The 21,054-nt window shown below is 64.6% G+C and carries 20 protein-coding genes and 2 pseudogenes; 11 read left to right on the plus strand and 11 right to left on the minus strand.

Features of this window, described 5'->3' with window-relative positions; translation table 11 throughout:
• The 3 genes and pseudogenes from RM2_RS20035 to RM2_RS20045 form a co-directional block, all read left to right on the plus strand.
• A pseudogene (locus tag RM2_RS20035) lies at window positions 1-188 on the plus strand (hypothetical protein); the annotation flags it as partial.
• Between the two features lie 925 nt (window positions 189-1,113).
• Window positions 1,114-2,211 carry a beta-propeller fold lactonase family protein gene (locus tag RM2_RS20040; RefSeq protein ID WP_245814058.1) on the plus strand — a complete coding sequence of 366 codons (1,098 nt, stop codon included), beginning with the start codon at window positions 1,114-1,116 and terminating at the stop codon, window positions 2,209-2,211.
• A 269-nt stretch (window positions 2,212-2,480) separates the two neighbouring features.
• Window positions 2,481-3,524: an alpha/beta hydrolase gene (locus RM2_RS20045; RefSeq protein ID WP_072691281.1), complete on the plus strand. Its 1,044-nt coding sequence runs from the start codon at window positions 2,481-2,483 to the stop codon at window positions 3,522-3,524.
• Between the two features lie 38 nt (window positions 3,525-3,562).
• Here the strand turns inward: RM2_RS20045 and RM2_RS20050 are convergent, their stop codons facing one another.
• The gene (locus RM2_RS20050; RefSeq protein ID WP_072691282.1) at window positions 3,563-4,390 is read right to left on the minus strand and encodes an SAM-dependent methyltransferase; all 828 of its coding nucleotides are present in this window, start codon (window positions 4,388-4,390) and stop codon (window positions 3,563-3,565) included.
• Between the two features lie 169 nt (window positions 4,391-4,559).
• On the opposite strand from RM2_RS20050, the gene RM2_RS20055 reads away from it, so the two are divergent.
• Window positions 4,560-4,955, plus strand: coding sequence for a PPOX class F420-dependent oxidoreductase (locus tag RM2_RS20055; protein WP_072691283.1), 396 nt, complete (start codon window positions 4,560-4,562; stop codon window positions 4,953-4,955).
• A 243-nt stretch (window positions 4,956-5,198) separates the two neighbouring features.
• Window positions 5,199-5,462 carry a recombinase family protein gene (locus tag RM2_RS20060; RefSeq protein ID WP_072691284.1) on the plus strand — a complete coding sequence of 88 codons (264 nt, stop codon included), beginning with the start codon at window positions 5,199-5,201 and terminating at the stop codon, window positions 5,460-5,462.
• Between the two features lie 248 nt (window positions 5,463-5,710).
• Here the strand turns inward: RM2_RS20060 and RM2_RS20065 are convergent, their stop codons facing one another.
• The 6 genes and pseudogenes from RM2_RS20065 to tnpA all read right to left on the minus strand — a co-directional run.
• Entirely contained in the window at window positions 5,711-6,589 is an 879-nt protein-coding gene (locus RM2_RS20065) for an alpha/beta fold hydrolase (RefSeq protein WP_072691285.1), read from the minus strand.
• The gene (locus RM2_RS20070; RefSeq protein ID WP_072691286.1) at window positions 6,567-7,232 is read right to left on the minus strand and encodes a TetR/AcrR family transcriptional regulator; all 666 of its coding nucleotides are present in this window, start codon (window positions 7,230-7,232) and stop codon (window positions 6,567-6,569) included. Before RM2_RS20070 ends, RM2_RS20065 begins: the two co-directional genes overlap by 23 nt.
• Before the next feature lie 57 nt (window positions 7,233-7,289).
• Entirely contained in the window at window positions 7,290-8,651 is a 1,362-nt protein-coding gene (locus tag RM2_RS20075) for a metallopeptidase TldD-related protein (protein ID WP_072691287.1), read from the minus strand.
• Window positions 8,648-10,168, minus strand: a complete 1,521-nt coding sequence (locus RM2_RS20080) for a TldD/PmbA family protein (protein ID WP_072691299.1) — start codon at window positions 10,166-10,168, stop codon at window positions 8,648-8,650. Before RM2_RS20080 ends, RM2_RS20075 begins: the two co-directional genes overlap by 4 nt.
• A 22-nt stretch (window positions 10,169-10,190) precedes the next feature.
• Window positions 10,191-10,958: a TSUP family transporter gene (locus tag RM2_RS20085; protein WP_072691288.1), complete on the minus strand. Its 768-nt coding sequence runs from the start codon at window positions 10,956-10,958 to the stop codon at window positions 10,191-10,193.
• A 51-nt stretch (window positions 10,959-11,009) separates the two neighbouring features.
• Window positions 11,010-11,266, minus strand: a pseudogene (gene tnpA, locus RM2_RS20090) (IS200/IS605 family transposase); the annotation flags it as partial.
• On the opposite strand from tnpA, the gene RM2_RS20095 reads away from it, so the two are divergent.
• Complete coding sequence (locus RM2_RS20095) at window positions 11,222-12,373, plus strand: RNA-guided endonuclease InsQ/TnpB family protein (protein WP_245814059.1); 1,152 nt, start codon at window positions 11,222-11,224, stop codon at window positions 12,371-12,373. The pseudogene tnpA and the gene RM2_RS20095 sit on opposite strands and share 45 nt — an antisense overlap.
• 90 nt (window positions 12,374-12,463) lie before the next feature.
• The gene (locus RM2_RS20100; protein ID WP_072691290.1) at window positions 12,464-13,627 is read left to right on the plus strand and encodes a sensor histidine kinase; all 1,164 of its coding nucleotides are present in this window, start codon (window positions 12,464-12,466) and stop codon (window positions 13,625-13,627) included.
• 10 nt (window positions 13,628-13,637) lie between these two features.
• On the opposite strand, the gene RM2_RS20105 is transcribed toward RM2_RS20100, so the two are convergent.
• The 3 genes from RM2_RS20105 to RM2_RS20115 form a co-directional block, all read right to left on the minus strand.
• Window positions 13,638-14,060, minus strand: coding sequence for an Rv0313 family protein (locus RM2_RS20105; protein ID WP_072691291.1), 423 nt, complete (start codon window positions 14,058-14,060; stop codon window positions 13,638-13,640).
• Between the two features lie 97 nt (window positions 14,061-14,157).
• Window positions 14,158-14,442 (minus strand): YciI family protein, encoded by a 285-nt coding sequence (locus RM2_RS20110; protein WP_072691292.1) that lies wholly within the window; start codon window positions 14,440-14,442, stop codon window positions 14,158-14,160.
• Between the two features lie 40 nt (window positions 14,443-14,482).
• On the minus strand, window positions 14,483-14,911 hold the full coding sequence (locus RM2_RS20115; RefSeq protein WP_072691293.1) for a CBS domain-containing protein: 429 nt from the start codon (window positions 14,909-14,911) through the stop codon (window positions 14,483-14,485).
• Window positions 14,912-15,054: 143 nt separating this feature from the next.
• Here RM2_RS20115 and RM2_RS20120 point away from each other — a divergent pair, with 143 nt between their 5' ends.
• The 4 genes from RM2_RS20120 (at window position 15,055) to lnt (ending at window position 19,680) form a co-directional block, all read left to right on the plus strand.
• Complete coding sequence (locus RM2_RS20120) at window positions 15,055-15,741, plus strand: response regulator (protein WP_072691294.1); 687 nt, start codon at window positions 15,055-15,057, stop codon at window positions 15,739-15,741.
• A 170-nt stretch (window positions 15,742-15,911) separates the two neighbouring features.
• On the plus strand, window positions 15,912-16,448 hold the full coding sequence (locus RM2_RS20125; RefSeq protein WP_072691295.1) for an FxsA family protein: 537 nt from the start codon (window positions 15,912-15,914) through the stop codon (window positions 16,446-16,448).
• A gap of 12 nt (window positions 16,449-16,460) precedes the next feature.
• Window positions 16,461-18,065 (plus strand): amidohydrolase, encoded by a 1,605-nt coding sequence (locus RM2_RS20130; RefSeq protein WP_072691296.1) that lies wholly within the window; start codon window positions 16,461-16,463, stop codon window positions 18,063-18,065.
• 37 nt (window positions 18,066-18,102) lie between these two features.
• Window positions 18,103-19,680 (plus strand): apolipoprotein N-acyltransferase, encoded by a 1,578-nt coding sequence (gene lnt, locus RM2_RS20135; protein ID WP_245814060.1) that lies wholly within the window; start codon window positions 18,103-18,105, stop codon window positions 19,678-19,680.
• A 182-nt stretch (window positions 19,681-19,862) separates the two neighbouring features.
• Here the strand turns inward: lnt and RM2_RS20140 are convergent, their stop codons facing one another.
• Window positions 19,863-21,014: an RICIN domain-containing protein gene (locus RM2_RS20140; RefSeq protein ID WP_072691298.1), complete on the minus strand. Its 1,152-nt coding sequence runs from the start codon at window positions 21,012-21,014 to the stop codon at window positions 19,863-19,865.
• Window positions 21,015-21,054 lie beyond the last annotated feature (40 nt).

A 21,054-nucleotide genomic window follows, 5' to 3' on the forward strand; every position in this document is an offset into this window, starting at 1 on the left:
CGGTGTCGGTGATCGACACCGGCACCAACACGGTGGTCGACACCATTCCGGTCGGGAACGAGCCGATCGGGGTGGCGGTCACCCCGGACGGGTCCCGCGCCTACGTCACCAACAGTGACGGCGATTCGGTGTCGGTGATCGACACCGATACGTGCACCGGATCGCTGTGCTTCGACTTCGGCTCGTGACGTGCAGCGGCTCGGGCACAGGCAGCACGTTCAGCTGACATCTGTACTTGTCATACGGTTCGTTGACGTGAGTCGGCGGCGGTTACGTGAACTGGCGGCCCACCAGGGCTGCCCCTGCGCTACCCCAGCTCATGCCGTTTCTACTCATCGAGTGAGGCAGCGTGTGCCGGTGGCCAGCAGCCCATCGGATGTGGGGTGTACGGCACGGCGGTCCGAGTGCTCGATCGTGCCTCGTGTGGCCGTGTGGCCGTGAGAGTTCCGGCGGATTCTGCGTCGCGATAAGAATCCGGCTGTTAGCCTCCGATGGGCTGGTGTTCGGATCCGACTACCGGTTGTGCCACTGCAAGGTTGATTCGTTTTGTTCTCCTGAGGCTGGAGAAAAATGTGAATCACCACAGTAGTTTCCGCGGTTGCGCGCCGATTCGGGGGCGGGCCCGACGTCATGTGTTCAGGTTGACGGCGATTGTTGCGATGGTGCTCGGTATGGCCGGTGGGGGGCGGGGGCCGCGGCGGCGGATACCGTCATCGATATCCTTCGCGTCGTGGACAGCGCGTCCTGGGTGGCGATCACCTGGGGACGGGTCTCGCGCCTACGTCGCAAACAGTAGAGGCGATTCGGTGTCGGTGATCGCGATCGACACGTGCACCTGATCGCTGTGCTTCGACTTCGGCTCTAAACGGGCAGCGGTTCGGGCGGCGCGTTCAGCTGACACACGCACAGCAGAGCCGAATGACGCCGCCACCCCGACCGTGAGGGTGGCGGCGTCACTCGGTTCGTTGACCGGAGTAGCCGATGATGTTCGGCGAGTCGTAGGTCCGAAATCACGATGTGATTGTTAGCCTGCCCTGGGCTGGTGGTCTGATCCGATTGCCGCTTGCCACTGCAAGGTTGATCCGTTTTGTTCCTCTCAGGCAGGAGAAGAATGTGAATCGCCACAGTAGTTTCCGCAGGTACGCTGCGATTCGGGGGCGTGCCCGGCGTCTGGTATTCGGGGTGGCTGCCATTGTTGCGATGGTGTTGGGTATGGCCGGTTTTGGGGCGGCGGCCGCGGCAGCGGATACCGTCATCGACACCATCGGCGTCGGGAACGGCGCGCGGGGGGTGGCGGTCACCCCGGACGGGTCCCACGCCTACGTCACCAACACTGGCGACGGCACGGTGGATGTGATCGACACCGTCGGGAACACCGTGGCCACGACCGTCACCGTCGGGAATAGCCCGTCCGGGGTGGCGGTCACCCCGGACGGCGCCCACGCCTACATCACCAACACTGGCGACGGCACGGTGGATGTGATCGAGACCGCCACCAACACGGTCGTGGGCGCGCCCATCCCCGTCGGGAATAGCCCGAACGCGGTGGCGGTCACCCCGGACGGAGCTTTCGCCTACATCACCAACTTTTTGGGCGGAACGGTGTCGGTGATCGAGACCGTCGGGAACACCGTGGCCACGACAGTCAACGTCGGGAATAACCCGACCGGGGTGGCGGTCACCCCGGACGGGTCCCACGCCTACGTCACCAACAATGTCGACGGCACGGTGGATGTGATCGAGACCGCCACCAACACGGTCGTGGGCGCGCCCATCCCCGTCGGGATCTTCCCGCAGGGGGTGGCGATAACCCCGGACGGAGCTTTCGCCTACGTCGCCAACAATGGTGGTCCCGGCACGGTGGATGTGATCGAGACCGCGGGGAACACCGTGATCGACACCGTCACCGTCGGGAACGGCCCGACCGGGGTGGCGGTCACCCCGGACGGGTCCCGCGTCTACGTCACCGACAATGGTGGCGGTACGGTCTCGGTGATCGAGACTGCCGGCAACACCGTGATCGACACGGTCACGGTCGGGACCAACCCGGAGGGGGTGGCGGTCACTCCGGATGGGTCCCACGTCTACGTCACCAACTTCGTCGACGGCACGGTATCGGTGATCGCCATCGAGAAGTGCCTCGGATCGTTGTGCATCGACTTCGGTTCGCTCACGGGCAGCGGCTCGGGCGCGGGGAGTGCGTTCAGCTGACACCCGCACGTGGCGCCGGATGACGCCGCCATCCTCACAATGGAGGTGGCGGCGTCAGTCGGTTCGGTGCCAGTTGTGGATGACCGCAACCACATCGTGGCGAAACTTCTCGGCAACCTTTGTGGCACACCTGTCATCTACTTCGCTGCCAGATCGTCGCAGTTCAGCAGTACAGCGAGATGGGGCGGTCCCCGTTCATCCGCCTGCGGGGGTGTTTTCCGGTTACCGTGGTGGGGGATGTTCTTGGTATCGCCGTACGAGGAGCGTGTATGACTGCAAACGGATACCGTCGGGCGCTCTTGGTCGTCGCTGTCGTTGCCTCGTCAAGCCTGTTCGGCGGCGTGGCCGGGGCGTCCGCGGATGGGTGGCGAACTCTTCCGGTCAACAAGCCGGCATCAGCAGATGGATCTGCCCTCGACCGCATCGAAGAGGTCAACGACCGGCAGCTGAACATGTACGTCTACTCCGCGGCAATGGAGAGGGTGATCCAACTCGAGGTCATCCGCCCCGCAGATACCAGCGTGCCTCGCCCGACGTTGTACCTACTCAACGGTGCCGGTGGCGGCGAGGACGAGGCAACCTGGCAGTCCAAGACAGACGTGGTCGACTTTTTCTCCGACAAGAACATCAACGTCATTACCCCGATCGGTGGTGCGTACACCTACTACACCGACTGGCAGCATCCAGATCCAGTCCTCGGCCTCAACAAGTGGACTACCTTCCTCACGCAGGAACTTCCCCCAATCGTCGACGCTGCGTTGGGTACGAACGGGGAAAATGCCATCGCGGGACTGTCGATGTCGGGGACGTCGGTACTGGGTCTGGCTGAGGCCGCACCCTCCTTGTATCGTGCGGTCGGCGCCTTCAGCGGGTGCGCGGAGACCAGTACCGTCCCCGGACAGAACTACGTCGAGTTTGTCGTCAGCGCCCGTGGTGGCGACCCCATGAACATGTGGGGACCGCCCGGCGGCCCGGATTGGGTTATGAACGATCCCGTCGTCAACGCCGACAAGTTGCGTGGCATAAACCTGTACATCACCAGTGGTAGCGGGCTGCCCGGTCCCCATGAGACCTTCGATGATCCGGGAGTCAACGGGGATATCGGCGCCTTGGCCAACCAAGTGGTCGCGGGGGGAATCATCGAGGCGGGCGTCAATCAGTGCACGCATCAGCTTGCTGACAGACTGAATGCTCTGGGAATCCCGGCTACGTACGATTTCCGTCCCACCGGCACCCACTCGTGGGGCTACTGGCAAGACGATCTGCACGGCTTCTGGCCCATGCTCACCGAGTCCCTTTCGGGAACCTCCTAGACATCCAGCGGGTGCTGCGCGGAGGTCGCCTTTCGTAGTCAGCGGGCGGCGGTGAGGAACCCCCACGCGATGTCGGTTTGTGGAGCGCGCCCATACGAGCGGGTGAGTTGCTGCTGGCCGGTAAGGGTCACAGCCCATCCTTGCTGCTCGAGAAGTTGCGAAGCATCCTCGCCGAGTCCTCCCTTCCATAGACTGGCGAACTCGGTGGCCTGCGGCATGCTGAGGGCCCAATCCGGGAAGGTGGGTAGGGTTCTCGGTGACCGCTCGAAAGAAAGTCGGCTTCCTGGGGCGGACAGGTCGCCGATGGTCGTGAGCAGACCTGCCGCGTCGTCGGCGGAGAGGTAGACCATCAGACCCTCGGCCAGCCAAACCGTTGGAACGGTCCGGTCGAACCCGGCCGCGACCAGGGGCTTCTCCCACCGTTCACTGAGATCGGCCTGAATGATCGTTCGCTCGCAGACGGGAGCGGCACCGGCAACGTCCAAGATATCGCGCTTGAAGCCCAGAATATCCGCGCGATCGACCTCGAACAGTCGCACGTCGTCGGGCCAATCCAGGCGGAATGCCCTGGTGTCCAGACCGGCGGCGAGCAACACCACCTGCCTGCATCCGTGCGCGCACGCGTCGAGGAGATACCTGTCGAAGAATCGAGTCCGGGTGACGATGTGCGTAGCAAGGTCATCCCGCAGTCGATTTGCCCCGTCCGAGTCCGCCGGCTGCTCGGGAGCTGACTCGGGAGCGGCTTCGACGAATGCTGAGGCGTAGGGATCTTCGAAGAGTCGGTCCGCTCGCGTGCTCTCTTCGGCCCTGGCCCTCGCGACAGCAAGTGCGGTCTTTCCCACGGGGGTCAGTCGATCGTGTGGCATACGGTTTCCTCGGCTTCCGACGGAGATGTTCGAATCCGTCACCAATCAGCCTTCTCCCCGGATCGGTCTATTGCAACGACCTCGAACCAGACAACGATGTGAAACGTATCCGCTCCCGAAAGCATGCAGCGCGTATGACCCCGACGATCCCACTCGGATACCCGATAGCATGAACCTGGTGAACACAGAATTCGAACGAGTGTCGTCCGCGAAATATATCCTGCTCACCACGTTTCGGAAAGACGGCAGTCCGGTGGGGACGCCGTTGTGGGCCGCTGCCGACGGCGACCGACTGCTGATGTGGACGGTGACCGACTCGTACAAGGTCAAACGGATCCGCCGTAATCCGGAGGTGACGATTGCGCCGTGCGACTCCCGCGGCAAGCCCAAAGGTTCGGAGGTTCCCGCCCGGGCCGTGGTCCTGGACGCCGTCGAGACCGATCATGCGCGCGACGCGATCGCAAGCAAGTACGGCATTCTCGGTTGGCTGACGATGAAGGGTAGCCTGCTTCGCCGGGGGAAGACCGGGACGATCGGTTTGGCCCTCACACCCGACGACCGATAGGCCGAGGAGCCGCGACCTGCGCGTTTTCGGTGGGACAGAAACCACCGATTGAGTCTGGGACCGGCACTCGATCGTCGCGATCGAATCGCCCGATGACACTGCGGGACAGAACAAAAGCAGGTGCGACGTAATGCCGCTGTCGGTGAGTTTTGTCCCGCACGTTCGCTGTAGTGGATTTTCTCGGCTGGCCCTGAACCGGTAGACCCACTGGACGCTCGGAAATGCACAAGTGACGACCGGATTATGGACAAAACAGACATTCTTGGCCCGCAGAGGGAAGGGAACGGGAGCAAACTCGGGTACTGCCAGGTGTTCACCGGCATGCAGAACGCCGACTTACAACTTGATGCCCTCCGTGCCGCGGGGTGCTGGCGTGTCTGGACCGACCAGGCGTCCGGCGCGAAGCAGGATCGCCCCGAACTACAGAAACTGTTCGAGCACCTGCGCCCCGGTGACACCCGACGTCGCTGGGTTCAGCGGATGCAGTGGATGAGGAGACAAGAGTAACTCCTCCGGTCAGGGCGGCAGCACCGAGTGTGCGCAACTCGTCTTTGACACTCACAGCCTGCGTTTGAATATGGCTTCCCCTCGGTGTTCGAGTGTGTGGACATGTTGATTGCCATGTCGCAGAAGATATTCTGACCAATACAGATGGGTCGCGCTTGTTCGCCGCGTACGCCGTTTGCGACCTACCAGGGATCCGCCACGCCGCGTCTCGCATGCATTCATACACCCGCCCGTCGAAAAGTGTGGTGTCACTGTGTGATAGCTCGATGCCAGTTGTGAAGCATAGTGGCGACCAGTTCTGGATCATCGCACATCGGGAAGTGGATTCCGCCCGGCACGATCTCCTGCTGCGCCCTGGGGAACCGCTGCCTCCACTGGGGTTGGAAGTTGAGCGGGTCGTTGTGTTCGCCGAACACGGTCAGAAGGGGCCGGTCGGTGAGGGAGCCTGCCAGTGCCGCGTCGATCTTCTGGTAGATCCGGTCGGCTTTGCGTGCGTCGGCGAAGTACCGATGCCATGACTCGCGGGCGCTGCGGTCGATGCCGGCTCGGAACACTGTCCGGTCGTCCTTTGTCCAGCGCCGCCCCACACCGAACCGCCCGGACGTAGCCCGGGGAAGCCACCCGAGCGCCGCGTCGGTGGCGCGGAGCGGAGTGCTGCCCATGACGGCAAGCATGCCTCGGAACGCCGTACCGGTGGGTCGCCAGCCGAAACAGTTTATGGCGGCGATGGCGGCGATTCGGTCCGGTTGTGCGGCGGCGGCGGCAAGCGCGGCTGGCCCGCCCAGGTCGTGAGCTACCAGGGTGACATCGGCAAGGTCGAGTTGCTCGAGCATCGTGCGTACGGCGTCTGCGGAGGCCTGCAGACTCACGCGCTCACCCGGGACTCGGTCGCTGAGGCCGCAGCCGGGGGCGTCGATGGTGATACATCGAAACATCGGGGTGAGCGCGCGCAGAAGGTCACGCCACACGAAGCTCCAAGCGCCGGTGTGGACGAAGACCAGTACGGGCCCGCCGCCGACATCGGTGATCGCCACGTGGCCATCTGCGGCGGGCAACGCCCGCGTGCTCCAGGGCCATGCCGCCTCGCTCAGCCATTCCGGTCGGTCAATGAGCGGAAGGGAGTTCATCGGATTCTCCTCCGGGTGGTGGCGCGGCCAGGCCGGGTTCGAGGAAAGTGACCAGCCGCGCCAGTTGAACGTCGACATCCGGGGACTCCATCGGGGGACGCCCGTCGGAAGGGGGTGTGGCGGTGGCGAACAGGCCGATGATGATCGAGATCACCAAACCGAGACGAATTTTCAGTTCGTGGGACGGCACCGTCGGAAGCGCTTGCTGCAGAAGGGGTATCAGGCGTTCAGCGACGGGCCCGAATTGCTCGTGCATGAACCCCGCCACCGACACGCTGGGTTGTGTATATGCACGACCGATGAATCGCGCGATCTGAGGGCTCCTCGCGCGCAGATCAGCGAGCACGTCGAGGTCGGGTCGCACGAACGCGGTCAGCAGCACGCCTACCGGCACGGGGTCACCGTATTCGGCGACCGCGGCGTCGAACATGGCCAGGCGTTGGGCGTTGATCGGTTCGATGTAGCTCTCGAGCACGAGCCGAATCAATCCGTCACGGCTGCCGAAGTGGTAATTGACCGCCGCGACGTTGGCTCCCGCTTCGCGGGTGATCGCCCGCAGCGAGGTCGCGTCCTCGCCGCCCTGTGCGAACAGTCGCTGCGCGGCAGCCAGGAGTCGTTCGCGTGTCGTCTCCGCCACCATCATTAAAACAGTGTATCAAACAGTGTTTGAAAAGCGAGGAGTGTCTGGAATCCGGCGTCTTCAGTGCGCCCTACTGACCGACGACATGTGGAAATCCAGAACACGCAACGGCGGCATGGCGGTTCGAGTGAACCAGTCCTTCCACTCGCGGGGCAGGGTCCGTTCGGTGGCGCCGGCCTGGGTGACTCGACGCAGCAGGTCGAGGGGGCTCTCGTTGAACCGGAAGTTGTTCACCGCGCCCGTGACCTTCCCGTTCTCGACGAGGTAGACGCCGTCGCGGGTCAGACCCGTCAACAGCAGGGTGGCGGGGTCGACCTCCCGGATGTACCACAGTGTGGTGAGGAGCAGGCCTCGTTCGGTCTCGGCCACCATCTGATCCAGCGACACCGAACCCTCGGCGTCGAGGATGAGGTTGTCGCCGGGGACGGTTACATCGGTTCCGAATTCCCTTGCCGCGGCCCGCGGATACGAGAGCGAATGGACGGTGCCGTCGCGCACCCAGTCGACCCGGCCGACGTCCATCCCGTTATCGAACACGGACATGGATTCGGACGACGCCCCGGTGGTGACGAACGGCGCGTACTCCAATCCGTGCGCGACCGGATCGGAGTAGAGGGTGAGGGGAAGTGCGCTCAGCTGTTCCCCGATCCGGGTTCCCCCGGGTGCCGACAGTGCTGAATGCCCCTCCTCTGCGGCCCTTCCTTCCATACTCCACATCAAGCAGATCATAAGGTCCGCGACGGTGGACGGCGGTAGGACCGTCTCGTACCGGCCGGCCGGCAACTCGATCTGGTTGCTCGCCCAGTCGAGGCGCGTCGATAGATCCTGCAGCAACTTCACGCCGGCGACATCCGTGAAGTCCTTGGTGCTGGTACCCACCCACGCGCTGGCGTCGCCGCGCTTGCCATTGATCTCGACGGACCCGGTGGGTTGGACCACACGGCGGCGGATCCCGGTGGACGTGCCGAGCCAGGTGGTGTGTAGCTGGTGATGGGCGAAACCGTAGAGCTGGTCCTTGCGGTCGAAGCCCATGCTCAGGTCTTGGGCGAGTTGCTCGAAAGCGCCGATCTCGGTGTGTTCGGCGCCGGTGTCCCAGTGCTCGTCAGTCTCGGTGCCGGTGAGCATGGGCATCGCATCGGATGCGGGCCCGGCTGCGCGGGCGGCGATCTCGGCGGAGCGAACCACCCCGTCGATCTCGGCGGCATCGACACTGGCCGAGGTGACGATGCCGACCCGCGCGATTTCGCCGTCCCGGACGATCGAAATGACCGTCCAACTACGGGAGGTTGACATGCCGTTGGTGGTCATCGAGTTGCCCGCCCATCGCAGGGAAGCCTCACTGGCATCAGTGACGATGACGATGGTCTCGGCGACCGTGGCCCGGGCGAGAACTTGCTCGACGAGTTGCTGTGGTGCGATCATCGGCCGCCTTCCGTCCGGGTGTTCAGTACGTTCACGCCGCGGAAGAGCGCGGAGGGGCAGCCGTGGCTGACGGCCGCGACTTGACCGGGTTGCGCCTTACCGCAGTTGAAGGCCCCACCGAGTTGCCAGGTGGACGGGCCACCGACCGCGTCCATGGACCCCCAGAAATCGGTGGTGGTCGCCTGGTATGCGACGTCGCGGAGTTGCCCGTCGAGTTTCCCTCCACGGATGCGATAGAACCGCTGACCGGTGAACTGGAAGTTGTACCGCTGCATGTCGATCGACCAGGATTTGTCGCCGACCACATAGATGCCGTCCTCGACACCGGAGATGAGCTCCTCGGTGCTGCGATCTGTCACGGGATCGGCCTGCAGAGAGACGTTGGCCATCCGCTGAATGGGGACATGATGGGGCGTGTCGGCGTACGAGCAGCCGTTGGACCGATCCAACCCGAGACGCGGCGCGAACGCCCGGTCGAGTTGGTACCCGACCAGTACGCCGTCGGCGACCAGATCCCAGGATTGGGTCTCGACACCGTCGTCGTCGTAGCCGGTGGTGGAGAGGCCGTGCGGCACCGTCCGGTCCGCGGTCACGTGCATGATTGGTGTCCCGTAGCGCAGGGTGCCGAGCTTGTCGGGGGTGGCGAACGAGGTGCCCGCGTAGGCGGCCTCGTAGCCGATGGCCCGGTCGTATTCGGTGGCGTGCCCGATGGACTCGTGGATGGTCAACCACAGGTTGGTGGGGTCGATCACCAGGTCGGTGGGGCCGACCACCACGGACGGGGCCTTCACCTTTTCCGCCAGCAGGTCCGGGATCTGCGCGAGTTCGTCCATCCAGTTCCAGACGCCGTCGGCGGCGACGTATTCCCACCCGCGCCCGACCGGTGGAGCGAGGGTGCGCATCGTCTCGAACACGCCGGCCGACTGGTCGACGGTGGTGGCCTCGAGTTGCGGATGCAGCCGGACGCGCTGTTGGACGATGGACGAGCCGGCGAGGTCGGCGTAAAAAGTCTGCTCCTTGACCTGCAGGCAACCTGCGGTGACATGGTCGACGCCGTCGGACGCGAGCAGCCTGCGGGAGTATTCGCCGAGCACCGAGATCTTGTCCGGGGCCGGGACTTCGAACGGATCGACCTCGTAGTTCGACACCCAGCGGACGTCGGTGTACACGGGTTCAGCGGCGAGTTCGACGTGCTCCCGGTTGAGTCCGCGCAACGCCCGCGCCACGGCCACCGCCTCCGCGGCCGTCGCAGCAGCGGTCGCGGGCGTCAACTCGGCATGGGAGGCGAACCCCCAGGTGCCGTCGACGACGACGCGAACCGCGAAGCCGAGGTCGGTCGAGTCGACCGCCGACTGCACCTCGCCGTCGCGCAGTCGCAGAGACTGACTGGTCAGGCGATGCACCCGCAGGTCAGCGTGCGAGGCGCCCGCCGCGCGGGCCGCGGACAACGCGGCGTCCGCCAGCGAACGCAATGGGAGGGCAAGGAATTCCGGATCAACCTGTCGAGGAGCCGTCACCTGGACCACCGTAGTCCGATACTCAGCCGAACTGCTGCCATCCCAATCGGATCACCATGACGATCACCACGACCAGCAGGGTGATGCGGACAAACCCGGCGCCCTTGCTCAACGCCATCCGAGACCCGGTGACGGCCCCGATCACATTGCACACCGCCATGCTCAGACCGAGCGCCCACAGTACGTGTCCCGTGGCGGCGAAGAACACCAGCGCGCCGAAGTTCGACCCGAGGTTGATCACTTTCGCCATCGCGGCACTGCGCACGAACTCGGTGCCGAGGAACGTCGCGAAACTGATTATGAGAAACGTTCCAGTTCCCGGCCCGAACAGTCCGTCGTAGAACCCGAACACTCCGGCCGCGAGGAGGACGACTGCGACGACCTTCCTCCGTGTCGGCGGGTCCTTCGCCAGGGTGACGCCCAGTTGCGGACGGATAGTGACGAACACGGCGACGCCCACGAGCACGACCATTATGAGTGGGATGAACAGATCCTTGTTGATCCGTGACACCGTCGCCGCACCAAGCGCCGACGTCGCCGCCGCCAGCAGGAAGGCCGGACCAAGCAGTCTCCAGTTCATCGAAATGCGGCGCGCAAACGTGAAGACGGCCGCCGATGTTCCGGTGAATGCGGTGAGCTTGTTGGTGGCCAGGGCTGCCTGCGGCGTCAACTGCGGTAGGGCGAGGAACAGCGCGGGTAAGAGGATCAGCCCGCCGCCGCCCACCACAGCGTCGACCCATCCTGCGGCAGTCGCTGCAGTGAGCAGCAGCGCCCAGTCACCTACATTCATCGGATGCCGCCCGAGAAACCCCCGGCGTTAGCCGTGGGGAGGTAAGAGCGGCTATACGTTTCGCTGGTTCTCGACATATTTCTTGACGACCTCCAATGTTGCGCCGCCGACTGTGGCGACGAAGTAACTGTTCATCCAGAGTGTGGGAAGCCTGGATCGAGATGCGGAAACTCTTGTCGCAGTAGTCGGGAGGACCGGCCCTTGACTGCCTTGACCAGCCGGTTAATGCCGAACTGCGGATCGCATGACATGAGTAGGTGTACGTGGTCGGGCATGGTCTCCAGCTCGACGATCCGCGCGTGCTTCTCGGCGCGGCACTGCGGGGCGAATGGCATCGTTGCCGGTTCCTGTGGAACGAAGCCGTCCATCAACACAAGTCCGGGCAGAAGCCGACGTTCGCGAAACTGTGCACACTGCTTACCGCCGCACGTGGTCGAAGTGGCTGGCTCGAGTCCGGCTCCCAGGTCGCACAGCAACGAATGCTCTGCACTTACGGGCTGGCCCTCGGCCACTCCTTCACGGTGAAGGGCCGCGGAAGGCCGGCGTTCAAAGCCCGTAGGAAGACTTTGCCGTCGCTCGGGTACACCACCCGCGGATTCTGCATCCGTGAGCGGCGTCTGGTGTTGCCGAAGGGTGTCACCATCCCGGTGGTGTGGTCCCGCGGGCTGCCGTCCGACCCGACCAGTGTCCGGGTGTATCGGGACAGCCTCGGGCACTGGTACGCCTCCTTCGTGGTGCGGCGCGACACCGAACCGGCCCCTGACGCGGACCCGGACAGCGGTCTCGGTATCGATTGGGGTGTGTCGACCACGGCGACCGCCACCGACAGCGCCTACGACCTGCCGTCTCTCGGGCATCGGAAGCGTTGCGCCGCCGAGTTGGCCAAGGCGCAACGGAAGATGGCGAGACGGCACAACGGGAAACGCGGCCCCCAAACCGGCGGATACGTGCGGGCCAGGCGTGCGGCGGCGACACTGCACAAGAAAGCCACCCGACAGACTCGGCACGATTCTCGGGTGTGGGCGAAGCGGGTGGTCGATCATCACGACTTGATCGCCGTGGAGGACTTCAAACCCACCTTTCTGGCGAAGTCCACGATGGCCCGCAAGGCGGCGGATGCTGCGGTGGGTGCGGCGAAACGGGAATTGATCGAGCGTGGCAGGCGGGCCGGCCGGAGGGTGGTGTTGGTGCGGCCCGGGTATACGACGATGACGTGTTCGAGTTGCTTCGCGAGAGCCACGCAGCGACTCGAACTCGGGAAACGAACGTTCCGATGCACGGCCTGCGGGTTTACTGCGGGTAGGGATGGGAACGCTGCCAGGGTGATCCTGGCTGTGGCAGAACGGGGCCACACAAGTGTTGACGACGTCAGACATGTGCGGCCTTCCTCCGGGTTGGTTGTGTGTGCGGTCTGAGCTTGGAATCCTCCGGCTTCAGCCGTGAGGAACCGTTAAGGCGCAGACTCAACCACACCCCCCACCCGGGGGGATCCCTAGGCTACGTTCATGCGGAGATTCAGTCTGTGGCTGCGAGGAAAGCCGACCGTTGCGGACTCGATATTGGCGGTAGTCCTGCTCACTCTCGAGGTGCTCGTCTTTGCGGCATCGGACGGCGCATCCCCTTGGGTACAGCTGATCATGGGTTTGCTGTTGTGCCTGCCGATCGTGTGGCGACGTACCTATCCATGCACGGCGGCCGGGGTCATCCTGGTCATGTCGATCACGATCACCTTCGTCAGCTATTCGATCGACGATCTCGACGCCGAGCACCCCGGGTTGTTCGCGCTCGCCGTGGCGCTCTACACCCTGGTCGCCTATGTCGGCCGGCGGGCCGCGGGCCTGTTCGTGGTTGGTCTCGTCGCTGATTTGGCGCTGGCGATCTGGTTGCTCGGTCAGGGGGTGGCCGCGACCGGTGTGTTCTCGTTACTGATCTTCGCACTCTCCTGGATCACGGCGGAATTTCTCGGCGCCCGGCGAGCGTATGACGAGGAGGTGGCCGCCCGGCTTGCTGTCGCCGACTACGACCGGGATCGGCGTGCCGAGGATGCGGTCGCCGCCGAGCGAACTCGCATCGCACGGGAGTTGCACGACGTGATCGCGCACGCGGTGAGCGTGATGATCGTGCAGGCCGACGGCGCCACCTACGCGGTGACGACCAAGCCCGACGTCGCCAAGCAGGCACTGGCGAACATCGGGATCGTTGGCCGGGAGGCCCTTGCTGAACTACGACGAACCGTGTCCCTGCTCCGCACCGAACCGGCGACCGACGATATGCCCCAGCACGGCACCGCAGGCCTCGCCCGCGTGGTCGGCATGATGCGCAGCGCAGGCCTGCCGGTGGAGCTCGAGTTGACCGGCGAGTTGGACGACATCAGCCCCGCGGTCAGTCTCGGCGTGTACAGACTGGTTCAGGAATCGCTGACGAACGTGTTGCGGCACGCAGGCGAACGCCCGCGCGCGAAGGTGCGGGTGCGGCGTCGCGACACCGACGTCCTCGTCGAGATCACCGACAACGGCAATGCGTCCGGGCTGTTCTCGTTTGGATCCGGCAACGGACTACTGGGGATGCGGGAGCGGGTCGCCGTCCTGCATGGCACGCTCGAAGCAGGACGGCAGACCGACGGGAGTTGGCGGGTGACCGCGGAGTTGCCGCTCGAATTGCGAGACTGAGAAGCTTGCGTCACTCCGTCTCTGAGGGAGTCGACTGGCTGGTCCGGTCAGGCTCGTCCGACTGGTCGAGGACGCTGACGGTGACGCCGTAGGGGAGGAACCGCACAGACCTGTGCTGGTCCGTGTTGTGTCGGTGGGCGCGGAGTGCGTCCAGTTCGGTGGCGTACACCTGCTCGACCCGCGCGAGCCCCTCGGCGTCTACGGTGTAGATGGCCCACACCCCGTCACCAGCTTCGCCGGTCGTTTCCGGCTTCGCGGCGGGGCGCGGCGTTCTGGCGAAGTCCGCGAACACTCCGGTCCACGGGATCTGCGAGTCCGCCTGGTCGAGGAACTTGACGATCCGGTTTTTGACGCCCTGCAACTCCTCGCCCGCCTCCCGGATCACACGGTCGAGATCGTCGGGGTCGAACCCGAACGGATTGCTGTCGCCCATCACTGTCTCCTCGCTTCGGTGGTACATCCCCAGTGTGATTGCGGAATCCGATCGGCGCCACGATGACTCCTGACATCATCTCCGGATCAATCAGATGTCAACTGCTGAACTCGTCTATTGGGGGAGTCCATTCGCTGATTCGCACGTTTTCGACCAGATCAGCGAGGGAAAATGGGTCGTGCCTGAACAGTCGTGCGACGGAGTCCGCGTCCTCGGCGTCGACGATGATCACTGCGCCGCTGCCGTCGGCGAGCGGATGCATCGAGCGTACGACGTGGCGTCGGACGAGTTCGTCGAGCCAGGCGCGATGATCGGTCCGGTGATCGTCGCGACCCGACGACGTCTCCGGATTGTAGGTGTATTCCACGGCGAACAGAGACATGCTTATCTCGCCTTCTCGGGAGTTCGGTGTTGCTCCGCGGTCAGCCGTGGTCGATGTACGACTCGAGTTGGTCGCGTTCGGTCTGAAGTTCGCCGATCCGGCTCTTCACCACGTCGCCGATGCTGACGATGCCCACCAGGCGCCCGTCCACGATCACCGGCAGGTGCCGGATTCGGCGCTCGGTCATGGTTTCGGCAAGACTGTCAACGGTGTCGGTCGGAAGGCAGGCGAAGATCGCGGTGGTCATGATGTCCGCGACTCGTGCGTCGAGGACATCTCTGCCGCGTTCGTGGATTCGGCGCACCACGTCGCGTTCGGTCACGATGCCGACGACGACGTCTTCCTCCATCACCACCAGCGCACCGACGTTGTGCCTGGAGAGTTCGCCGATCAACTCGCTGACCGAGATTCCCGGATCTACCGTCGCTACCGCCGGCCCCTTGTTCCGCAGCACATCCGCGATCCGCATCTGGTTACCCCGATCCGAGCGCCGTCAAATATCGGACCTCTTGATCATAGGCGGATTTCACGCCAATGACAGCGATTCTCGGGCCGCCGTGTGGCGGCCTCCGTGTCGGCGCTCACCCGGAGCCCGATGTTAGGTTTGCGCCTGTGCCGATCACCGTACTTCTCGTCGACGACCAGGAACTGATGCGGATGGGCCTCAACATGGTGCTCGACGCTCAGGACGACATCACGGTCGTCGGTGAGGCCGGGGACGGAGCGGCGGCAGTGGTCGCGGTTCGCAAGCTCGAGCCTGACGTGGTGTTGATGGATGTTCGGATGCCTGTGGTAGATGGGGTGAGCGCGACAGCCCAGATCGTCGAGTCGGGCGTCGCGAGCCGGGTGCTGGTGATGACGACGTTTGACCTCGATGAACATGCCCTGGGCGCGTTGCGGGCTGGGGCCAGCGGGTTCCTACTCAAGGACACCCCGTCGGAAGATCTGATGTCGGCCATTCGCAGTGTTGCAGCCGGCGACGCGGTGGTGTCGCCGAGGGTGACCCGGCGGCTGCTGGCGTGGTTCCTCGACGAGGATCCGACACCGCGTCGCGATCCCAAGATCCTCGACGTGCTGACCGAACGCGAACGGGAAGTGCTGCACGTGGTCGCTACCGGGCTGTCGAACTCGGAGATCGCCGAGCAACTGTTTCTCTCCGAGTCGACGATCAAGTCTCACATCGGTCGGATTCTCACCAAGTTGAATCTCCGTGACCGAGTGCAGGCGGTGGTGCTGGCCTACGAGACCGGCCTGGTGCGACCAGGGCCGGCAGGGAAGCGGGCCGTCGCCGGACGGTGAACGATCCAGGCGCGGTCTCGATGACAACTCCGAGTTCAGGAATGGCGGCTTGAATAGCTAGGGTCTTGAATAGCTGGGTCGGGAGAAAATCGGCGCCGCCGGACGTTGAACGATCAGATCGTCTGCAACGCAGGCCCTCGTTGAATCTCCACCGTCCGAAAGGGGGCGTCATGTACGCCGCACTGTTCCTGCTGTACGTCGTGGTGGAGATCGCCGCGCTCGTTCTGGTCGGGCATGTGATTGGTGTGATGTGGACGGTGCTGCTCCTGCTCGGTGGGACACTGATCGGTCTGCTGTTGATGCGTTCGCAGTGGCGCCGGGTGATAGAGGGCTTTCGCCTCGCCGCGAGCGGCAACGGATCACCCGGTGCTGCGGTTGTGGACGGTGCGCTTGTCGCGCTGGGGTCAGCCCTCATGTTCGTTCCCGGCCTGGTCACCTCCGCGCTCGGGCTACTTTTCCTCATCCCGCCCACTCGGTGGCTTCTTCGGCCCGTAGTCGTCCTGCTGGCGGGTCGCCGCGCCGCGACGGTCGCAGCCGGGGCAGGGTCCTTCGCGCGGGCAACCCGGCGCGGGTCCGGGGACGTGGTCGAGGGCGAAATCGTCGAAGAGGTATTCGAAGGTGAGGTATTCGAAGGTGAGGTACTCGAGGTTGAAGTGAGCGACGAGGAGCCTCGAACCCCCACCCGTGATCGCGACGGTCTGCCTTAAGAGGCAGACTGCTTGCCTGTGAGTACACAACTGCTGGTCGGCGCTCGAATCTACAGTTCCCTTGCCCCAGATGCCACGTCGATGGCGGTGACCGACGGCATCGTGTCTTGGGTGGGTGACGACCGTGCTGCCCACGCACTGCACCCCGACGCGGACGTGGTGGACCTCGGCGGCGCCTTCGTCGCGCCGGCATTCGTCGACACGCACGTGCACGTCACCGCGTTGGGTCTGAACATCGTGGGGCTCGACCTGGTCGGTGCAGCTTCGCTCCGCGAGTGTCTCGACCGGCTGTCTTCCTTCGCCCGCACCCACCGCGACGCCGTAATCTGGGGGCACGGCTGGGACGAATCGAGCTGGGCGGAACGCGCGGCTCCCACCACGGCGCAACTGGATGAGGCCGCACCCGGACGCACCGTGTATCTGTCGCGGATCGATGTCCACTCGGCGGTGTGCTCGACCGCGCTGCGGCGGTCGGTGGCGGATCTGGCCGACACCGCCGGGTACTCACCTGACGGTCCGCTGACGGTCGAGGCGCACCACGTCGCCCGCGCTGTGGCACGCTCCCTGCTCACTGCAGAGCAACGGTCCATCGCTCGCGCCGCGGCCCTTGACGCCCTCGCCGCCCGTGGCGTCGTCGCGGTGCACGAGTGCGGTGGCCCCGATATTTCCGGACTCGACGACTTTCGTGAACTCCTGGCCACCCCGCACGGTGTCGAGGTCCGCGGCTACTGGGGTGAGGCCGTCGCCGACGCCGATGAGGCACTCAAGTTGCTGCAGTCCACGGGTGCCCACGCTCTCGGCGGCGACCTGTTCATCGACGGATCCATCGGCTCACACACCGCCTGGCTCCGTGAACCCTATACGGATCTGGGTGACAGCACCGGCAAGAGCTACCTCGGGGTCGACGAGATCGCAGATCACATCCGCGCCTGCACAGTCGCGGGGATCCAGTCGGGGTTCCACGCGATCGGTGACGCCGCCGTCGCGACGGCGGTCGACGCCTTCGCCGTCGTCGCCGACGAGTTGGGCGGGCCGGCGGTCGCGGCACTCGGACACCGACTCGAGCATGCCGAGATGATGAACGGTGAGGACTCGGCTCGGATGGCGTCGTGGGGTGTGATCGCCAGCGTTCAACCCGCGTTCGACGCCCTGTGGGGCGGCACCGACGGCCTCTACGCTCAGCGCCTCGGAACGGAACGCGCGCTCACCCTCAATCCGTTCGCGAAGGCCGCGTCCGCCGGGGTGTCGCTGGCCCTGGGTTCCGACACGCCCGTGACCTCGATCGAGCCCTGGGCGATGCTGCGCGCCGCAGTCCACCACCGTGCGCCGGGCAGCGGGATATCGCCGCGGGCCGCGTTCTCCGCAGCCACCCGAGGTGCGTGGCGCGCCGGGGGAGTGCGGGACGGTCTCGCCGGAACACTGAACCCGGGCGCGCCGGCGTCTTACTCGGTGTGGGACGTCGGCGAACTCGTCGTCGACGCCCCCAGGGATTCGGTGCAGCGGTGGTCTACCGATCCGCGGTCGCGCGTCCCCGCACTGCCCCGTCTCGACGCCGACGCGCCTGCGCCGGCACTGCTGCGTTCGGTGCACCGGGGGAGTGTCGTCCATGAGCGATAGGACCGCGCGTGGCTGGACCGCCGGGGTCCAGGGCGTGATGTTGCGCTGCGTGGTGTCGGTGTTCGCCGGATTCTTGGTGTTCGCCGGCTTCCCGCCGCGCCCCCTGTGGTTTCTCGCACCGATCGGCATCGCGGTGCTGACGCTGGTCCTCACCGGCGCAGGCGGTGCGCCGCCACGCCTGCGCGCCGGTTTCGGCTACGGCTATCTCGCCGGTCTCGGCTTCCTCGTGCCGCTGCTGCCGTGGATCGGGGTGTATGTCGGACCCCTGCCGTGGCTTGCGCTCGCGGCCGTCGAGTCGCTGTTCATCGGGATGTTTGGACTGCTGGCCGTGCTCGTCTCCCGGCTCCGCTGGGCACCGCTGTGGATCGCGGCGTGCTGGTCGCTCACCGAGTGGCTCCGCTCGAGTGTCCCGTTCGGCGGGTTTCCGTGGGGCAGGCTTGCGTTCGGGCAGTCGGAGGGGTGGCTCCTGCCGTTGGCGAGTATCGGTGGCTCCCCGCTGCTCAGCTTCGCGGTTGCGTTGACCGGCGCCGGGTTGGCGTCCGTCGCGGTGACGGTGCGCGCCCGGGCTGGGGGCGCCGCCAACTGGAAACGCCCCCTCGCGGGCGGTCTGGTCGGGGGGCTCGCCGCCACGATCGTGTCGGTCGCACTGTGGCCGACACTGCCGAATATGGATTCGGGGGACCGGACGATCACTGTCGCGGCCATCCAGGGCAGCGTCCCCAGACTGGGGCTCGACTTCAACTCCCAACGCAAACAGGTCCTCGACAATCACGTCAACCGGACCCTGGAGCTCGCCGACGCCGTCGCGTCGGGGGCCGCGCCGCAACCCGATGTCGTTGTCTGGCCCGAAAACGCCTCCGATATCGATCCGCTGCGCAACGCAGACGCGGCCGCCGACATCTCGCGGGCCTCCGAGGCGATCGGTGCACCCATCCTGGTGGGGGCGGTGCTGGTGAATTCCGACCGCACCACCACCAATTCCGTGATCGTGTGGGACGGCAACGTGGGGCCGCTGGATCGGCACGACAAGAAGATTATCCAGCCGTTCGGCGAGTATCTTCCCTACCGCGAGTTCTTCCGGCACTTCTCCTCCTATGCCGACCGGGCGGGACATTTCGTTCCCGGCCAGGGTGACGGGGTCGTCCACGCGAACGGTGTCGCGGTGGGTGTCGCGACCTGCTACGAAGTGGCCTTCGACCGGGCGTTCGAGGAGTCGGTGCGCAATGGGGCCGAATTCTTGGCCGTTCCTACGAACAACGCCACGTTCGGTGACACCGAGATGACCTATCAGCAGCTCGCGATGTCAAAGGTGCGGGCCGTCGAGCACGGGAGAGCCGTGGTCGTGGCCGCGACCAGTGGTGTGAGTGCGATCATCGCCCCCGACGGTTCCACCGTGCAGCAAACCCCACTGTTCGTACCCGCGGCGTTGGTCGCGCAGGTGCCGTTGCGCACCGACCTCACCCTGGCAAGTCGGCTCGGCTCGATCCCGGAGGTTCTTCTCTGCCTCGGCGCAGTCGGGGCCATCGCTTTCGCCCTGGTGCAACGTCGTCGCGATGTTGGTGTACGGGTCGCCGGCGTAGCGGCCGGTGACGTCGGCGACCCATCCAACGCCTGACAGGTCCCTCCCGTCTGGAGGGGTTCTCGAGCCTCACCAGAATCGGTCACACCGGATGCCCTCGAGTCGGGAGCGCCGCCTTCAGCCGGCCACCACTGTGGTGCTGGGTGACCGGCACCACACCGCAGAAGGCGTACCGGGCGTAGCCGTCAAGACCCCAGAGAGGCAGCCCCGCATCAGCCTCATTGACCCTGCAAGGGATTGAAGGTGTTTCTCGTAGGAGCAGGAATATGAGCGTCCGGGGAGTTCCATTGCTGGTTGAATCCGCCGGTGCAGTCCCAGATCTGCACCTGCACACCGTCCTCGGATACGTTGTCTGTCACGTCCATGCATTTGCCGTCGGCCTGGTTGACGATCGCACCGCCCGGGTTACCGACCTCGGTTACCGCCGGGTCGAGCGTCCACTTCTGACCGGGATTGCCACCGCACGGATTCAAAACCACCTGTGATCCGTTTCTCTGCCCACCAGAATCGAACCCGTCTTCAACAACATCGATGCACTTGTTCGTGGACGGATTCCGGAATTCGTGATCGGACGTGTAGATCCACTGCTGGGAATCCGTGCCGCTGACGAAGTCCTTTATCTGAATATGAGGGGTGCTCGAACCAGGAATACTGACGAATTGCAGTACACGCCCATCCAAACCGGACACCGAAGAATCGGCCGTTTTGATCGTCGCCAACGACTGGGCACCATTATTCACATCGGAATCTCGTGTGTCCCGGGGCGAACATCGAATACTATGAAATCCGGAATGTGGGTGAAGCGCGGTATTGACGGCATTCTCTGTCAAGAACGTGAAGAAGTTATTCGCATGATCGTATTTATTCGCGGCGTTACCGACTCTGATAGTCGGAGTGACGTCTCCCACCGAATCGGCTCTTACGGTCACCTTGATGCTGGGAAACATGATCGTCCGGGCGTTGGGGCCCCACCCCCCTTCATCCTGGCCCGAAGCATTCGGTCCATCATTGGTGGCCACTCCGTCTACCGTTCTCTGCTCTGTAGCGTTGTTGAGTGCCATTCGTAGATGGCTCCCCGTTGGCGACTCGTTTCCGTTGTCGTCGATCCGAATAATGTCGGTTGGATATTTTGCCAGGGAATCTCCACCCGTCGGAATGTTCTCCACGGTCGCGGACACGAAGTCCGTTCCCTTTGGGATATCGATGTCAAGCTTTATCCGCGTGACGTCATTCAATTGGGCTGAGTCCGAGGAGTTTCCATCCACATCTGTGAAAGTGTTCTTTTTGAGTTCGATGTCGTCGAAGCCAAGAGTGTAGGAAAATTCGCTCCCGGGAATTATGGATTTCGGATAGGTGGCGTGAATACCCATCTCGTTCGTGTCACCAGTTGCAGGGCGGTGTCATAGCGTT

It is taken from the genome of Rhodococcus marinonascens NBRC 14363, from assembly GCF_001894885.1.
Classification (GTDB): Bacteria; Actinomycetota; Actinomycetes; order Mycobacteriales; family Mycobacteriaceae; genus Rhodococcus_F; species Rhodococcus_F marinonascens.

Bases quoted from the DNA above. Each gene is read 5' to 3' on its own strand.
- RM2_RS20045 (WP_072691281.1), top strand. From the start codon at position 2,481: ATGACTGCAAACGGATACCGTCGGGCGCTCTTGGTCGTCGCTGTCGTT.
- RM2_RS20050 (WP_072691282.1), bottom strand. From the start codon at position 4,390: ATGCCACACGATCGACTGACCCCCGTGGGAAAGACCGCACTTGCTGTC.
- RM2_RS20055 (WP_072691283.1), top strand. From the start codon at position 4,560: ATGAACCTGGTGAACACAGAATTCGAACGAGTGTCGTCCGCGAAATAT.
- RM2_RS20060 (WP_072691284.1), top strand. From the start codon at position 5,199: ATGGACAAAACAGACATTCTTGGCCCGCAGAGGGAAGGGAACGGGAGC.
- RM2_RS20065 (WP_072691285.1), bottom strand. From the start codon at position 6,589: ATGAACTCCCTTCCGCTCATTGACCGACCGGAATGGCTGAGCGAGGCG.
- RM2_RS20070 (WP_072691286.1), bottom strand. From the start codon at position 7,232: ATGATGGTGGCGGAGACGACACGCGAACGACTCCTGGCTGCCGCGCAG.
- RM2_RS20075 (WP_072691287.1), bottom strand. From the start codon at position 8,651: ATGATCGCACCACAGCAACTCGTCGAGCAAGTTCTCGCCCGGGCCACG.
- RM2_RS20085 (WP_072691288.1), bottom strand. From the start codon at position 10,958: ATGAATGTAGGTGACTGGGCGCTGCTGCTCACTGCAGCGACTGCCGCA.
- RM2_RS20100 (WP_072691290.1), top strand. From the start codon at position 12,464: ATGCGGAGATTCAGTCTGTGGCTGCGAGGAAAGCCGACCGTTGCGGAC.
- RM2_RS20105 (WP_072691291.1), bottom strand. From the start codon at position 14,060: ATGGGCGACAGCAATCCGTTCGGGTTCGACCCCGACGATCTCGACCGT.
- RM2_RS20110 (WP_072691292.1), bottom strand. From the start codon at position 14,442: ATGTCTCTGTTCGCCGTGGAATACACCTACAATCCGGAGACGTCGTCG.
- RM2_RS20115 (WP_072691293.1), bottom strand. From the start codon at position 14,911: ATGCGGATCGCGGATGTGCTGCGGAACAAGGGGCCGGCGGTAGCGACG.
- RM2_RS20125 (WP_072691295.1), top strand. From the start codon at position 15,912: ATGTACGCCGCACTGTTCCTGCTGTACGTCGTGGTGGAGATCGCCGCG.
- lnt (WP_245814060.1), top strand. From the start codon at position 18,103: ATGTTGCGCTGCGTGGTGTCGGTGTTCGCCGGATTCTTGGTGTTCGCC.
- RM2_RS20140 (WP_072691298.1), bottom strand. From the start codon at position 21,014: ATGGGTATTCACGCCACCTATCCGAAATCCATAATTCCCGGGAGCGAA.